General features: G+C 63.6%; 13 protein-coding genes. 7 read left to right on the top strand and 6 right to left on the bottom strand.

All coding sequences use genetic code 11. The features are described from left to right. Positions 1 to 10: 10 nt before the first annotated feature. Both parC and LOY26_RS24300 read left to right on the top strand, forming a co-directional pair. Positions 11 to 2,269: a DNA topoisomerase IV subunit A gene (gene parC / locus LOY26_RS24305; protein WP_258714191.1), complete on the top strand. Its 2,259-nt coding sequence runs from the start codon at positions 11 to 13 to the stop codon at positions 2,267 to 2,269. Positions 2,270 to 2,442: 173 nt separating this feature from the next. Then, complete coding sequence (locus tag LOY26_RS24300; protein ID WP_033701830.1) at positions 2,443 to 3,153, top strand: membrane integrity-associated transporter subunit PqiC; 711 nt, start codon at positions 2,443 to 2,445, stop codon at positions 3,151 to 3,153. 240 nt (positions 3,154 to 3,393) lie between these two features. Here LOY26_RS24300 and LOY26_RS24295 read toward each other — a convergent pair whose 3' ends face one another. Then, on the bottom strand, positions 3,394 to 4,857 hold the full coding sequence (locus LOY26_RS24295; protein WP_186652767.1) for an AhpA/YtjB family protein: 1,464 nt from the start codon (positions 4,855 to 4,857) through the stop codon (positions 3,394 to 3,396). Between the two features lie 135 nt (positions 4,858 to 4,992). On the opposite strand from LOY26_RS24295, the gene serB reads away from it, so the two are divergent. Continuing rightward, the gene (serB, locus tag LOY26_RS24290; protein ID WP_033701828.1) at positions 4,993 to 6,207 is read left to right on the top strand and encodes a phosphoserine phosphatase SerB; all 1,215 of its coding nucleotides are present in this window, start codon (positions 4,993 to 4,995) and stop codon (positions 6,205 to 6,207) included. A 46-nt stretch (positions 6,208 to 6,253) separates the two neighbouring features. Here the strand turns inward: serB and asd are convergent, their stop codons facing one another. Genes asd through LOY26_RS24275 form a run of 3 tightly spaced genes read right to left on the bottom strand, consistent with a single transcriptional unit; the run spans position 6,254 to position 9,516 of the window. Beyond that, positions 6,254 to 7,117: an archaetidylserine decarboxylase gene (gene asd / locus LOY26_RS24285; protein WP_033701827.1), complete on the bottom strand. Its 864-nt coding sequence runs from the start codon at positions 7,115 to 7,117 to the stop codon at positions 6,254 to 6,256. A gap of 9 nt (positions 7,118 to 7,126) precedes the next feature. Then, positions 7,127 to 7,936, bottom strand: a complete 810-nt coding sequence (locus LOY26_RS24280) for a rhodanese-like domain-containing protein (protein WP_186652763.1) — start codon at positions 7,934 to 7,936, stop codon at positions 7,127 to 7,129. Between the two features lie 44 nt (positions 7,937 to 7,980). After that, complete coding sequence (locus LOY26_RS24275; RefSeq protein WP_186652761.1) at positions 7,981 to 9,516, bottom strand: HDOD domain-containing protein; 1,536 nt, start codon at positions 9,514 to 9,516, stop codon at positions 7,981 to 7,983. A 130-nt stretch (positions 9,517 to 9,646) separates the two neighbouring features. On the opposite strand from LOY26_RS24275, the gene motA reads away from it, so the two are divergent. Further along, a complete protein-coding gene (motA, locus tag LOY26_RS24270; RefSeq protein ID WP_033701822.1) occupies positions 9,647 to 10,498 on the top strand; it encodes a flagellar motor stator protein MotA in 852 nt (283 codons plus the stop codon). Positions 10,499 to 10,501: 3 nt separating this feature from the next. Beyond that, the gene (motB, locus tag LOY26_RS24265; protein WP_186663515.1) at positions 10,502 to 11,527 is read left to right on the top strand and encodes a flagellar motor protein MotB; all 1,026 of its coding nucleotides are present in this window, start codon (positions 10,502 to 10,504) and stop codon (positions 11,525 to 11,527) included. Positions 11,528 to 11,642: 115 nt separating this feature from the next. Here the strand turns inward: motB and LOY26_RS24260 are convergent, their stop codons facing one another. Beyond that, complete coding sequence (locus tag LOY26_RS24260) at positions 11,643 to 12,122, bottom strand: molecular chaperone Tir (RefSeq protein ID WP_258714190.1); 480 nt, start codon at positions 12,120 to 12,122, stop codon at positions 11,643 to 11,645. Between the two features lie 122 nt (positions 12,123 to 12,244). Next, complete coding sequence (gene rsgA / locus LOY26_RS24255; protein WP_186652753.1) at positions 12,245 to 13,276, bottom strand: small ribosomal subunit biogenesis GTPase RsgA; 1,032 nt, start codon at positions 13,274 to 13,276, stop codon at positions 12,245 to 12,247. Positions 13,277 to 13,417: 141 nt separating this feature from the next. Between rsgA and orn the strand changes: the two genes are divergently transcribed. Further along, a complete protein-coding gene (gene orn, locus LOY26_RS24250; RefSeq protein ID WP_033701818.1) occupies positions 13,418 to 13,960 on the top strand; it encodes an oligoribonuclease in 543 nt (180 codons plus the stop codon). A gap of 91 nt (positions 13,961 to 14,051) precedes the next feature. Further along, complete coding sequence (locus LOY26_RS24245; protein WP_033701817.1) at positions 14,052 to 14,663, top strand: trimeric intracellular cation channel family protein; 612 nt, start codon at positions 14,052 to 14,054, stop codon at positions 14,661 to 14,663. The last annotated feature ends 1 nt before the right edge of the window (position 14,664 follow it).

Below are 14,664 nucleotides of genomic sequence, written 5' to 3'. Positions count from 1 at the left end.
CGAGGCCCGCATGAGCGACCCACTGGAACTCAGCCTCGACGGCGTCGAACGCCGCTCGCTGGCTGACTTCACCGAACAGGCCTACCTCAACTACTCCATGTACGTGATCATGGACCGGGCCCTGCCGCACATCGGCGACGGCCTGAAGCCGGTGCAGCGACGCATCATCTACGCCATGAGCGAGTTGGGGCTCGATGCCGATGCCAAGCACAAGAAGTCGGCGCGTACCGTCGGTGACGTGCTCGGCAAGTTCCACCCCCACGGCGACTCGGCCTGCTACGAAGCCATGGTGTTGATGGCGCAGCCGTTCAGCTACCGCTACACCCTGGTCGATGGCCAGGGCAACTGGGGTGCACCGGACGATCCGAAGTCGTTCGCTGCCATGCGTTACACCGAGGCGCGCCTGTCGCGCTACGCCGAAGTGTTGCTCAACGAAGTGGGCCAGGGCACCGTGGACTGGGTGCCGAACTTCGACGGCACCCTGCAGGAGCCCGCAGTACTGCCGGCGCGCCTGCCCAACATCCTGCTCAACGGCACCACCGGCATCGCCGTGGGCATGGCCACCGACGTGCCGCCGCACAACCTGCGTGAAGTGGCCAGTGCCTGCGTGCGCCTGCTGGACGAGCCCAAGGCTACCATCGAGCAGTTGTGCGAGCATATCCAGGGCCCGGACTACCCGACCGAAGCCGAAATCATCACGCCCCGCGCCGAGATCATGAAGATCTACGAAAGCGGCCGCGGCTCGATCCGCATGCGTGCCGTTTATCGCGTCGAAGATGGCGACGTGGTGGTCACCGCACTGCCGCATCAGGTCTCCGGGGCCAAGGTGCTGGAGCAGATCGCCGCACAGATGCAGGCCAAGAAGCTGCCGATGGTGGCCGACCTGCGTGACGAGTCGGACCACGAGAACCCGTGCCGTATCGTCATCATCCCGCGCTCCAACCGGGTGGATGCCGACGAGCTGATGCAGCACCTGTTCGCCACCACCGACCTGGAAAGCAGCTACCGGGTCAACGTCAACATCATCGGCCTGGACGGCCGGCCGCAGTTGAAGAACCTGCGAGCGCTGTTGCTGGAGTGGCTGGAGTTTCGTACCAACACCGTCCGGCGCCGCCTGCAGCACCGCCTGGACAAGGTGCAGAGGCGCCTGCACCTGCTCGAAGGCTTGCTGACTGCCTTCCTCAACCTGGATGAAGTGATTCATATCATCCGCACCGAGGAGCATCCCAAGCAGGCGCTGATCGAGCGTTTCGAGCTGACCGAAATCCAGGCTGACTACATCCTCGAGACCCGCCTGCGACAGCTGGCGCGCCTTGAAGAGATGAAAATTCGCGGCGAGCAGGACGAGCTGCTCAAGGAGCAGGCCAAGCTGCAGGCCCTGCTCGGCAGCGACGCCAAGCTGCGCAAGCTGGTGCGCAGCGAGCTGATCAAGGACGCCGAAACCTACGGCGACGACCGCCGCTCGCCGATCGTCGAGCGTGCAGAAGCCAAGGCGCTGTCGGAAAACGAGCTGATGCCGACCGAGCCGGTCACCGTTGTGCTATCGGAAAAGGGCTGGGTGCGCTGCGCCAAGGGCCACGACATCGACGCCACCGGCCTTTCGTACAAAGCTGGCGATGGCTTCAAGGCCGCAGCCGCCGGGCGCTCCAACCAGTTTGCCGTATTGATCGACTCCACCGGCCGCAGTTACTCGGTGGCCGCGCATACCTTGCCGTCTGCGCGGGGGCAGGGCGAGCCGCTGACGGGCCGCCTGGCGCCGCCACCTGGGGCGACCTTCGAGTGCGTGCTGCTACCTGAGGACGATGCGCTGTATGTGGTGGCGTCGGATGCCGGTTACGGCTTCGTGGTCAAGGGCGAAGACCTGCAGGCCAAGAACAAGGCCGGCAAAGGCCTGCTCAGCCTGCCCAACGGCGCCAAGGTCATGACCCCGCGCCCGGTGGCCAACCGCGAGCAGGACTGGCTGGCGGCGGTCACCACCGAGGGCCGGCTGCTGGTGTTCAAGGTCAGCGACTTGCCACAGTTGGGCAAAGGCAAGGGCAACAAGATCATCGGCGTGCCCGGTGATCGGGTGGCCAGTCGTGAAGAATTTGTCACCGACCTTGCGGTAATCCCTGAAGGCGCAACCCTTGTATTGCAAGCCGGCAAGCGTACGCTATCGCTGAAAGCGGACGATCTGGAGCACTACAAGGGCGAACGGGGCCGGCGCGGCAGCAAGCTGCCACGCGGCTTCCAGCGCGTCGATGGGTTGCAGGTGGAAGGCCCGGCGTAAGCTGCTGAAATGTCTGGAACGGCAATTTCAAGGCCGTTCCGGGCAGAAATGCTGGAGTCGGACAGCTATTTCGCGGATGATATGGCCCTTGCGGTGCCGGCGTGGCCGTGTGCCCGATTGAATCTACATGAGTATCACTGCGGTCTGCCTGTGGCGACCGCCTGGATGGGATGATGAAACTTCTGCGCCTTCCATTTGCGCTGTTGATGACGGGCCTGCTGGGGCTGGGCGGATGCAGCATGCATCAGCCTGTGGCCTTGTACCAGCTCGACAGCGGTGATCCTGGCCAGCCGTCGCAAAGCGCGGGCATGGCCGTGGTGCTGGGCCCGGTATCGGTTGCCGATTACCTGCAACGCGAGACGTTCCTGCAGCGTCAGGCCGATGGCAGCCTGAGTTCGGCGACCGACGGTCGTTGGGCCGGCAGCCTCTCGTCGGACATTGACCAGTTGCTGGTTCGCCAGCTGGCCTGGCGCCTGGACAGTCAGCGCGTGGTGCTGGCCCCGGCGACCACCGGCTTCAGCCCGGACGTGCAAGTGTTGCTGTCGATTACCCGCCTCGACTCGGGCAAGGATCAGCCGGCGATCCTGGACGCCCAATGGCGCCTGCTCGACCGTCGTGGCCATGTGCGTGACAACCGCATCGTTCACCTTGAGCAGCAGCATGAGGGCAGCGAAGCGTCGCAGGTGCAGGCTCAAGGGCAACTGCTGCAAAAGCTGGCTGAACAGCTGAGCACGGCGGTCAAGCCGCTGGCCAATCAGCCAGCCATTGCCGAAGAGGCGCCGAAGAAGCCCGCTGCGCCGGTACAGGTCAAGAAGGCACCCGAGAAGTCCAAGATCCCGATGGCTTCGCCGATTCGTACCGATATGGAAGTCTATCGGTTCTGATGGTTCCGCCTGATACAAAAAAGCCCGCATCGATGCGGGCTTTTTTGTATCTGCTGCGCGGGCCTTTGTAGGAGCGGCCTTGCGTCGCGAAAGGGCTGCGCAGCGGCCCCCGATTTCAGCGTCGACGCAACTATTGCTGGGGCCGCTGCGCGCCCCTTTCGCGACGCAAGGCCGCTCCTACAAGGGCAGCTGCGCGGGCCTTTCCGACCGGTCCGGCGCCCCGGCAAGGCGGCCTTTGTGTCAGGCCCGGCGCTCGTGCATCCGCGCCAATTGCCGCTCCAGCATCGACGGATACGGCTCCATCAACCGCTCTACACAGCAAGCGCCTTCCGGGCTGGCAATCGGGCGGATCCGCGCGCGTTGACGGATCAGCGCGTCATCACTGATCTGGCGCTCTACCAGCAGCAGGTTACGGCTGTGCTGCGACAGCGCCAGGGCATCCTGGGCTTTTTCGGCCATCAGCAGGTCAACCAGCTCCAACCCTTGCAGGTCATTACCCAGCGCCAGGCCCAGCTGCAGTTGCAGGGTAATGCCGCTGTCGGCCACTTCGATCTGCAAGGCATGGCCCAGCGCACGCAGTAACTCGCCACAGCAGATCGCGTTGGTCAGGTAGTCCTCGCCACAGTCGCGGCTGTGGAACAGCACCAGGGTGCTGCCGTCGTTGAGCGTGTGGGTTTCACCCTCATACAGCGAAGCGGCCTGTTCCAGGCAGTCGCGGTAGCGCTCGAGCAATTCGGTCAGGCGCGTGCGCGGCAGGCGGCGCAGTTGCTCCTGGGAGCCGAGCTGAACGGCCAGTACGGCGCTGTTCTGCGGCTCGTCCGAATCGTATGGCACCGGCTTGGGCGCGCTTTCGTCGTTGTCCAGCAGCCCGGCAAAGGCATCGTCGTCCTCTTCGTCAGCCTGGGCGACAACCTTGGCGCGCGGGGCAATCTTAGGGGCCGGCGCGTGATCGTGCAGGTCGTCGAAGTCGTCTTCGTCGTCCTCTTCTTCCGGCTCTGGCTCAGGTGGCGGCGGCGGGGCCAGGCGAGTGTGCAACTGGCGGGCAATATCGCCGATCTCGTCCTGGCGGTCGGTGGCCGGCGTATAGGGCTGCGGGTCGCGCAGCCACACCCGCAACTGCAGCAGCGGTGTGGTGATATGGCGTGCCTGGCGCAGGCTCAGGCTCAGCGCCAGGGCCAGCAGGATGGCGGCGAGGATGCCCATGCTCTGCAGGCTGATCAGCATCGGCTGCTGGAACTGGCTCATGTCCAGGCTGATGCGCAGTTGCCCGGCCGTGACGTCCTGGAAGGTGATCTTGGTCTGGTACAGGCCTTCGGCTTCACCCAGCAGGCTATTGCGCGGACGCTGGCCAGCCTCGGCGAGGATGCGGTTGTCCACGCTGTAGATGGCCGCATGGGCCACCAGCGGGTTTTTCACCAGGTTGCCCAGCAGCACGTTGAGGCTGAGGATGTCGTTGGACACCAACAGCTCGGTGGCCGACGTGGCCGTCTGCGTGGTCAGGCTCTGGCCGAGCGCGTCGGCCTGCTCGTGCATGGCCTGCTTGAACTGCAGGCCCATCACACAGGCATAGATGACCAGTGCCAGTGCCACCAGGAATATGTTGGTGCAGGCGATGCGTAGCGCCAGAGGGACGCGACGTTGACTCAGGGCACGATAGATCATCAGGAAGAAGTTGTCTGGCTTGACGGGGGTGGGCCGGTTCACAGCGCTCGGCTCTTAATGGCATAAAAGTGTTGGGCAGTATAGCGACACCGGTTTTGTCGGCAAAGCATCGTTCGCGCCCGATGGTCACTGAAAATCGGTAGAATGCGCATTTTTCATCGAAGTCGGAGTCCGGTCTTGCGCGAAATCGTCCTGATCAACATCACAGGTGAAGACCGTCCAGGTCTCACTGCGGCCATCACTGGCGTCCTGCTGCAGGGCGGTGTGAGCATTCTCGACATCGGCCTGGCGGTCATGCACGGCACGTTGTCGTTCGGCATTCTGGTCGATATCCCGGACAACGAAGTGGCCACTCGCCTGCTGCAAAGCGTGCAGGCCAAGGCCCACGAACTGAATCTGCAGGCCCGTTACACGCCGATTTCCGAGGCGGATTACCAGCATTGGGCCGATGGCCACGGAGAGGCGCGTCATATCGTCACCCTGCTCAGCCGCAAGATCACCCCTGAGCAGTTGCAGCGCGTCAGTGCGGTCATCAGCCAGTACGGCCTGACCATCGAGCGCATCGAACGCTTGTCTGCCCGCGTGGGGCTGGATGCCGAGACCGAGAAGGGCAAGGCGGCCATCGAGATCTCCGTGCGCGGCGTGCCGAGCGATGCTCAGGCGTTGCGCGCAGACTTCTTCGCCCTGGCAGAAGCCTTGAGTGTCGACATCGCTTTCCAGAAGGACGACTTGTTCCGACGCAACCGCCGCCTGGCGGTATTCGACATGGACTCGACCCTGATCGAGGCCGAAGTCATCGACGAGCTGGCCAAGGCCGCTGGCGTGGGCGAGCAGGTGGCAGCGATCACCGAGCGGGCGATGCGTGGCGAGCTGGACTTCCGCGCCAGCTTCAAGGAGCGCATGGCGTTGCTCAAAGGCCTGGATGTAGGGGTGCTGGATGAGATCGGTGCGTCGCTGCGCCTGACCGAAGGTGCCGAGAACCTGTTCGCCGAGCTCAAGCGCCTGGGTTACAAGACTGCGATCCTGTCCGGTGGCTTCACGTACTTCGCCAAGCAGGTGCAGGCGCGCCTGGGTATCGACTATGTGTTCGCCAATGAGCTGGAAGTGGTCGACGGCAAGGTGACCGGCGTTGCCGTGGAGCCGATTGTCGATGCTCAGCGCAAGGCTGAACTGCTGCAGCAACTGGCCAGTGAAGAGGGCTTGCAACTGGACCAGACCATCGCCGTGGGGGATGGCGCCAACGACCTGCCAATGTTGTCGCTGGCCGGCCTGGGCGTGGCCTTCCGCGCCAAGCCGCTGGTGCGTCAATCGGCCAAGCAGGCGATTTCCACCCTGGGGCTGGATGGGGTGCTGTACCTGTTGGGCCTGCGCGACCGCGACGCGCGCGGTTGATCTGAACGACCGGGGCTGCCCAGCAGCCCCAGCTTCTACAAGGCGATCAAGCCTGCGCAGGCGCTGCCAACTGCTGGCCCATGCGCACTGCCGACCCCGCACCCAGGCTTTCAGCCCACTTCACCTGCTCTGGCCCGAACAGCACGATGGCGGTCGAGCCCAGTTTGAAGCGGCCCAGCTCGGCGCCTTTTTCCAGGTGGATCGGCGCACGGCTGGCTTCGTCGTAACGGAAGGTCTTCAACTCACGCTTGGGCGGCGTTACCAAGCCGGCCCAGACCGTCTCGATCGAAGCAACGATCATCGCACCTACCAGCACCACGGCCATCGGGCCGCGTTCGGTGTCGAACAGGCAGACGACGCGCTCGTTACGGGCAAACAGCTCAGGCACGTTTTCGGCCGTGGTCTGGTTCACCGAGAACAGGCGGCCCGGTACGTACACCATCTCGCGCAGGGTGCCGGCCAGCGGCATGTGCACGCGGTGGTAATCCTTCGGCGACAGGTAAATGGTGGCGAATTCGCCGCCCATGAACGGCGCGGCCAGGGCCGGGTCGCCACCCAGCAGCTCCAGGGCGCTGTAGCCGTGGCCCTTGGCCTGGAAGATGCGGCCGTGCTCGATCGGGCCAAGCTGGCTGACAGCACCGTCGGCTGGGCACAGGATGGCGCCGGGGGTTTCGTCGAGCGGACGGGCGCCGGGCTTCAAGGCACGGGTGAAGAACGCGTTGAAGTGTTCGTAAGCGCTCAAGTCCTCGACCAGGGCCTCGGACATGTTCACCTGGTAGCGCTTGGCAAACCAGGCGGTGAAGGCGTTTTTGAACCAGCGTGCACGGCACTCGGCAATGCAGCCGGCCAGCCGCGACAGCAGGTGGTGCGGCAGCAGGTACTGGCTGATGATGAACAAACGGGATTTCATGCAGGTTCCTTAAACTTCAACAGGCGTGTCCGGGTGGTTGCCCCATTCGCTCCACGAGCCAGCGTAAGCCTTGACGCGTGGGTAACCGAGGGCTTTGGCCACCAGGTAGGTGAAACCGGAGCGGCGGTGGCTCTGACAATGGGTGATCACTTCCTTGTCGGGCGTGATGCCCAGCTTTTGCAGGACTTCGGCGATGTCGTGGCGGATGCGCAGGTGGTCGTTGAGGTCCATGCCGGCCGTCCACTCGAAGTTGACCGCGCCGGGGATGTGGCCGCCTTTGGCCGCCAGCACCTTCTCGCCGCTGTACTCCAGCGGGCCGCGGGCGTCCCAGATGACCAGGTCATCGGCGCCCAGGCGGCTTTGCAGGTACTCGCGGGTGGCCGTTGGCTCACTGTGCACCTGCAGGCGCACGGTGGCATTGCCGCTGGCCGGCACGTCGGTGGAGAGCGTGTCCGCCGGCCAGGCCTGAATGCCGCCATTGAGGTAGTGGTAGGCCTTGTGGCCGATCACGTCGAGCAACCAGATGAAGCGCCCGGCCCAGCCGCCGCCTTCATCGTCATAGACCACGTAGACGGCATCGTCGCGATGACCGAGCTCGCTGAACAGTTTTTCCAGGTCGGCCAGTGCCGGCAGCAGGCCCGGCGCTGGTGGCAGGCCCAGCTGAGTGCGCTTGCCTTCGACGAAGCGGGCGCCGGGGATGTGCCCGCTGACATAACGGTTCGCGCTGCTCAAGTCGACCAGGATCAAGTGCGGCGAACCCAGGCGCGGCAAGAGATCCGCGGCTTCGATCACCAGGGGCAGGCCGGAAAAGTCAGTCATCCACGGTCTCCAGTGTGGAAAGAGGGGCGATTGTAGCGCAAGGCTCAGCCCTTGCGGTTGGCAAACACGGACAGCGCGCGCTCGATGCATTGCGCGGTTTTACCAAAGGCTTGCACGCTGATATCGGCCAGAGGGTTGCCGCCTTGGTCGGCCACCGCCAGCATCAGGACCTGGTCGTTGACTGCCAGCGAGCGCAGCAGCAGGTGCTCGCTCCGGAAGAGGGCGCGCAGCGGTGCTGGCAGCAGGGCCGAGAACTGGCCGTGGTTTTCCGGGGTCAGGCGCAATTGCCCGGCCTTGCTCATCAGTTTTTGCAGCAGCTTGCTTTGCGGCACTTGCAAGGCCATGGCAGCGGCTTCCTTGGGCAGGCCGGCGGTCTGCTGTACGCGCAGGTAGTCGGTCGCCTTGTCCAGGGTCAGCAGCATGATGCGCTGCATGCCGCAGGCCAGCAGGGCCTCGCGGGCCTGGGTGGCCAGGTGCACGGTATTGGTGAACGGGCTTGGTTGCGCCAGCAGGTCCTGGCACAGCGTGCGCCAGCGGTTCAGTTCTTCACTGCTGGGCGGCGGTGGCGCCAGCATGCCTGGGTGCGGGCGGCGTTGCTGCCAGGGCCAGATCAGCGCTTCGGCCGGGTGGAACAGTGCCTGGTGGGCATGGCGCCGGGCGCTGGCCGCCGCTTGTTGGTGAACCTGCTGCTGCACGTCATCCAGCGACGTCTGCAGGTACAGCGCAGTCAGCAACTGCCAGCGCAGCAGGTGCGGGTTGTCCCAGCCCACCTGCGCCGCCAGGGCCAGGCCGTTGGCCAGCAGCACGGTATTGGCCGGCTGGTTGAACCAGCGGCGCAGGCCGGGCTCCTCATCCAGGCGGTGTTGCTGGCTCAGCACGTCCTGATCGCGGGCAATGTTGAACACCTGCGCCAGTTGCTCGCGTTCATCCAGCAGCATGCGGTAGCCCTGGGTCACCCATTGCGGCAGGCGCCAGTACTCAGCCATGGTCTGGCACAGCGCCATGATGCGCACACCGAACAGTTCCTGCTCCACCTCGGCGGCTTTCTCACCCTTGTGGATAACCCGCAGCTCCCAGGTGTCGAGCAGCTTCGGGTAGGCCAGGGCCAGCGGCCAGAGTGGGGCGAGGAACAGCAGGCTGCCCCAGTGGATTTCTTGCCACAAGCGCGCCAGGCGGCTGGCGAACAGGCCGCTGGCCTGCTGCGAGGCGTGCTGGCTGATCAGCTGGAACTGGCCCAGTACCGGCGGGACCTCGTCGGCTGGCAGCGAGGGCAGGCGCTTGAGCAACTGCTCGATACGCGTCAGGCCCAGCCGGTTCAGGGCAATTTCCAGGCTCTCGGCGGGCTCGGCCTGGCTGGCGTTGGCCGGGTGATTGGCCTCACGCATGACCGAAAGCACCAGTGCCGGGCTATCCTGCATCAGTTCGGCGATATCGCGCAGGGAGCGGCGGCTGTCGTTTATGGCCGCCAATACCCGGTCGTAACTCTGTTTCGGCACAGGTATGCGAACACTCTCCAGCAGCTTTACCCAGGCCTCTAACGTACGTGGCGGCTGAGCGGGCACCTTGGTTTCAATTGGCATTTTGACATCAGTCCGAACTGGCTTTTCGCTTTGAGTGGCTATAGTCTGGCGCAGTTCTGCCGATAAGTAGAAGAAGAGTTTTAAAGCTCCCGTCTCTCACCCTGACCACGACAGCAAGTGCTTTGAACCTATGGCTAAAATTATCGGCATCATCGTCGTATTCGCGAGCGTGCTCGGCGGATACGTGCTCTCCCACGGCAAGATCGCGGCGCTGATCCAGCCGTTCGAAGTACTGATCATCGGCGGTGCGGCCTTCGGTGCATTCTTGCAGGCCAACCCTGGCCACATGACTATGCACGTCATCAAGAAGTCGATGAAGATGTTCGGCTCGCGCTTCACCCACGCCTATTACCTGGAGGTGCTGGGCCTGGTGTACGAGATCCTCAACAAGAGCCGTCGTGAAGGCATGATGGCCATCGAGAGTGATATCGAGGACGCCGCGGCCAGCCCCATCTTCGCCAAGTACCCCACCGTACTGGCTGATGAGCGCATGACCGCGTTCGTCTGCGACTACTTGCGCATCATGTCCACCGGCAACATGGCCCCGCACGAGCTCGAAGGCTTGTTCGACATGGAGCTGCTGAGCATGAAGGAAGAGCTCGAACACCCCTCCCATGCGGTGAACGGCATTGCCGACGGCATGCCGGGCTTCGGGATCGTTGCGGCGGTACTCGGCATCGTGGTGACCATGGCCTCGCTCGGCGAGGGCGACCAGGCGGCCATCGGCATGCACGTGGGTGCGGCACTGGTCGGTACCTTCTTCGGTATCCTGGCGGCCTATGGCTTCTTCGGCCCGTTGGCCAAGTGCCTGGAGCACGATGCCAAGGAAGAGATCAACCTGTACGAGTCGATCAAGGCCTCGCTGGTCGCGTCGGCCTCGGGCATGCCACCGTCCCTGGCTGTCGAGTTCGGTCGCAAGGTGCTTTACCCCAAGCATCGCCCAAGTTTTGCCGAGCTGGAACAAGCGGTTCGCGGTCGCTGAGTCATGGAGAACAATCAGCCGATAATCATCAAGCGCGTCAAGCGCTTCGGCGGCGGCCACCATGGCGGCGCCTGGAAAATCGCCTTTGCCGACTTCGCCACGGCGATGATGGCGTTTTTCCTGGTGCTCTGGCTGTTGTCCACAGCCACGCCTGAGCAGAAGATCGCCATTGCCGGCTATTTCAAGGACCCGATCGGCTTTTCCGAGAGTGGCACGCCCTACGTCATCGACCTGGGCGGTTCGCCCGAGATGGCACCGGAGAAGACTATCAACCCTGAAGTGAAGTCCGAGCCGACGCCTGAATCCAGCGTTCAGCTGAGCAAGGACCAGGTCGAGACCATGGCCGAGCAGGTCGAACGCGAGCGCCTCGAGTTGTTGCTGCAGGAGCTGCAGAACAAGGTCGAGGAAAACCCGCAACTGCAGAAGTTCAAGGACCAGATTCTGTTCGAGATCACTCAGGACGGCTTGCGCATCCAGATCATGGATGCCGAGAACCGGCCGATGTTCGACATCGGCAGTGCGCGCTTGCAGCCGTATTTCGAGGACATCCTGCTGGCCATGGCCGACACCATCAAGGCGGTGCCGAACAAGATCAGCATCAGTGGCCACACTGATGCCAAGCCGTTTGCTGGCACCGGTGAGTTCGGCAACTGGGAACTGTCGGCCAACCGTGCCAACGCGGCGCGGCGCGCGCTGGTCGCTGGCGGCTATCCGGACGAGCAAGTGGCCCGGGTGGTGGGTTACGCCTCGTCGTCGTTGTTCGACCGCAAGGACCCGTTCAACCCGGTCAACCGGCGCATCGACATCATCGTGCTGACCAAGAAGGCCCAGCGCAACATCGAGGGTGAACAGGCCGCGCCGGAAACACCGCCGGCCGAGCCCGCAGCACCTGCCGACACCGCCCCCGGCGCCTCGGCCCCGGCTGTGCCAGAGGCCGAGCAGGCACCGATGCAGCCGCGTGAGCTGCGCGAGAAGCTGAACATCTTCGAGGATGGGACGCTGAAGATGGACGACGCCAAAGAGCAATAGCCCTCGCGCAGCCGCTCCGATAGAGAAACAGTTATCGCATTGATAGCTGTGCCTCTGTGGGGGCGGGCTTGCCCCGCGAACACCGGCGAAGCCGGTGCCAGCCATCACATGGCCGTCAAAACCCCCGGCGGATCTTGGCCTTGAGATCGGCATGAAAGAAATCGGCATTATCCCTGTCAGCACCCGACCCTCGCTCTGGCGGCAGTGACATGGCCCGCTCGAACGTGCGTTCGTCATGATAGGCCCGTACGAACAGGTCGATATGCGCCTGCTCACGCATGCACGGCCACCTGCCCAGGCATTCCGGTAGCGGCGCTGGCCCTTTGCGATAGAAGCTGACCCGGCGGCAGGCCATTGCCGCAGCCCCCAGCAGCCAAGCAGTCCACCAATCTTCGGCAGTGCCGTCAGGCAGCACCCCGACCCAATGAGTAGCATCGCTCATCTGCTGGCAGAAACTGCCATGCAGGTCATCGCGGGTCTGCCCTTCGCTGTCAAGCTGCACCACTTGGGTGGCGATGCCTTCGAGCAGCAGGCGCTCATTGAGGATGAACGCATCGAGCCGCTCTTTGTGGCGGTAGCTGATAAGAACCGGCATGGCGGTTGCCCTCCCTGATAGAAGGCATGACCATCAGCGAAAGCAGTAGAAGGGGCAATAGATGACGGTAAAACCGGAGCGATCCTACATGCTCCGGTAATACTTCCTACAAAACAGGCTGATCAGTAGCTGTCTTCCGGCAGGCTGGCGATGATCGAGCGGTAGCTGTTCATGCGCTGCTGCTTGATACGGCCATCGTCCAGTGCCTGAAGCAGTGCGCAGCCTGGCTCGCGGTCATGTTTGCAATCGCGGAAGCGACAGGTGCCGAACAGGTCGCGAAACTCGATGAAACCGTCTTCCACGTCATCGCGGCTGACATGGCCCAGGCCAAATTCGCGAATGCCCGGCGAGTCGATCAGGTCGCCGCCGTTGGGGAAGTGGTACAGGCGCGCGGTAGTGGTGGTGTGCGTGCCCTGGCCCGACCACTCGGACAGGTCACCGACGCGGGTGTCGGCGGCAGGCAGCAGGCTGTTGACCAGGGACGACTTGCCCACGCCCGACTGGCCGACGAATACGCTGATGTGCCCGTCCAGCATCTGCTGCAGGCGTTGCATGCCATCACCCTGGTGGGCAGAAACCTCCAGCAAGGGGTAGCCGAGGTCGCGATAGACTTCGAGCAGCGCATGCAGGGCCGGGCCGTTCTCGTCGTTGATCAGGTCGGCCTTGTTCAGCAGCAGCAGCGGACGGATGCCGGCATGCTCGGCGGCTACCAGGTAGCGGTCGATTAGGTTCGGGTGTGGCTCGGGCGCTGGCGCGAAGACGATCACGATCAGGTCGACGTTGGCCGCCACCGGCTTGAGCTGGCCGTGGTTGTTCGGCCGGCACAGCTCGGTGCTGCGCGGCATCTGCGCGACGATCACGCCGATGCCTTGGTTACCTGCACGCCAGACCACACGGTCGCCTGTGACCAGTGCGGGCAGGTTGGCCCGCAGGTGGCAACGGAACACCTGGCCGGCCGTATCGCCGTCCTGGGCCTCGACCTCGACCTGCACACCAAAGTGGGCAATCACCAGGCCCAGTTGTTCTGGCCCCAGGTCGCCGCCCTCCAGTTCCTGCAGCGTGTGCTGCTCGCGTTTGGCGGCGCGAGCGGCGCGCTCGTTCTGGATTTTTTCGATACGCCAGTTTTGGCGACGATTGAGCTGGCGTTTGGCCATGAAGGTTCCGTGCTGGGACAGATTGAAAACGGCAGGCAGTTTAGCACGCCGGGCGCTCGACCATTGGGCTTACCTTTGCGCCGCGCATGCGCCGGCCGCCCCCGCTAGGCTACTATGACGGCCTATACGAGGAGCCCCTGCATGCACAACCCACAGAACCTGATCTGGATCGACCTGGAAATGACCGGCCTGGATCCGGACAGCGACGTCATCATCGAGATGGCCACGATTGTCACCGACAGCGATCTGAACACCCTGGCCGAAGGCCCGGTGATCGCCATTCACCACAGTGACGAAGTGCTGGCGCGCATGGACGAGTGGAACACCCGTACCCACGGCGGCTCGGGCCTGACCCAGCGTGTGCGCGAAAGCCGCGTCAGCATGGCCGAGGCCGAGGCGCAGACTATCGCCTTCCTCGAGCAGTGGGTGCCCAAAGGCAAGTCGCCCATTTGCGGCAACAGCATCTGCCAGGACCGCCGTTTCCTTTATCGCCATATGCGCAACCTGGAAAACTACTTCCATTACCGCAACCTCGACGTCTCGACCCTCAAGGAGCTGGCCGCACGCTGGGCGCCGAATGTTCGCGACAGCTTCAAGAAGGGCGGCACCCACCTGGCGCTGGACGATATCCGCGAGTCGATCGCCGAGTTGCGCCACTACCGCGAGCACTTCATCAAGGTGTGAGCTGAAAGGGCGCAGATATTGTGTCTGCGCCCTCTTTTGGTGCCTCGGGCAACTGGTTAGACTGCGCGCCTTTCTCGCACGGACTCGCACCATGTTGTTGATGCTCTACCTCATTGCCATCACCGCTGAAGCCATGACCGGTGCCTTGTCTGCCGGCCGCCGCGGCATGGACTGGTTTGGCGTGGTGCTGATTGCCTGCGTCACCGCCCTGGGCGGTGGCTCGGTGCGTGACGTGCTGCTTGGGCACTACCCGCTGACCTGGGTCAAGCACCCGGAGTACCTGGTACTGACCAGCTGTGCGGCACTGCTGACGATTTTCATCGCACCGATGATGCGCCGCCTGCGTTCATTGTTCCTGGTGCTCGATGCCCTGGGGTTGGTGGCGTTTACCTTGATCGGTTGCATGACGGCGCTGGAGATGGGGCAGGGCATGCTGGTGGCGTCGATCAGCGGGGTAATCACCGGGGTATTTGGTGGGATCTTGCGCGATATCTTCTGTAACGACATCCCGCTGGTGTTCCGCCGGGAGCTGTATGCCAGCGTGTCGTTTGCGGCGGCATGGTTCTATCTGGGCTGCGTGCACTTTCAGCTGCCGGCGGAGCAGGCGACGTTGCTGACCTTGTTTGGCGGGTTTCTGCTGCGTTTGCTGGCGATCAGGTTTCATTGGGAAATGCCCAAGTTTCATTACAACGACCAGCAGTGAG

The sequence above is a fragment of the Pseudomonas sp. B21-047 genome, from assembly GCF_024748775.1.
In the GTDB taxonomy this organism is placed as follows: Bacteria; Pseudomonadota; Gammaproteobacteria; order Pseudomonadales; family Pseudomonadaceae; genus Aquipseudomonas; species Aquipseudomonas capeferrum.
Note: the sequence above shows the minus strand (reverse complement) of the source record. Positions and strands in the feature narration are given on the sequence as shown.

Excerpts from the sequence above, each read along its gene's own strand:
- parC (WP_258714191.1), top strand. The coding sequence starts at position 11 with ATGAGCGACCCACTGGAACTCAGCCTCGACGGCGTCGAACGCCGCTCG.
- LOY26_RS24300 (WP_033701830.1), top strand. The coding sequence starts at position 2,443 with ATGAAACTTCTGCGCCTTCCATTTGCGCTGTTGATGACGGGCCTGCTG.
- asd (WP_033701827.1), bottom strand. The coding sequence starts at position 7,117 with ATGAAATCCCGTTTGTTCATCATCAGCCAGTACCTGCTGCCGCACCAC.
- LOY26_RS24280 (WP_186652763.1), bottom strand. The coding sequence starts at position 7,936 with ATGACTGACTTTTCCGGCCTGCCCCTGGTGATCGAAGCCGCGGATCTC.
- LOY26_RS24275 (WP_186652761.1), bottom strand. The coding sequence starts at position 9,516 with ATGCCAATTGAAACCAAGGTGCCCGCTCAGCCGCCACGTACGTTAGAG.
- motA (WP_033701822.1), top strand. The coding sequence starts at position 9,647 with ATGGCTAAAATTATCGGCATCATCGTCGTATTCGCGAGCGTGCTCGGC.
- motB (WP_186663515.1), top strand. The coding sequence starts at position 10,502 with ATGGAGAACAATCAGCCGATAATCATCAAGCGCGTCAAGCGCTTCGGC.
- LOY26_RS24260 (WP_258714190.1), bottom strand. The coding sequence starts at position 12,122 with ATGCCGGTTCTTATCAGCTACCGCCACAAAGAGCGGCTCGATGCGTTC.
- rsgA (WP_186652753.1), bottom strand. The coding sequence starts at position 13,276 with ATGGCCAAACGCCAGCTCAATCGTCGCCAAAACTGGCGTATCGAAAAA.
- orn (WP_033701818.1), top strand. The coding sequence starts at position 13,418 with ATGCACAACCCACAGAACCTGATCTGGATCGACCTGGAAATGACCGGC.
- LOY26_RS24245 (WP_033701817.1), top strand. The coding sequence starts at position 14,052 with ATGTTGTTGATGCTCTACCTCATTGCCATCACCGCTGAAGCCATGACC.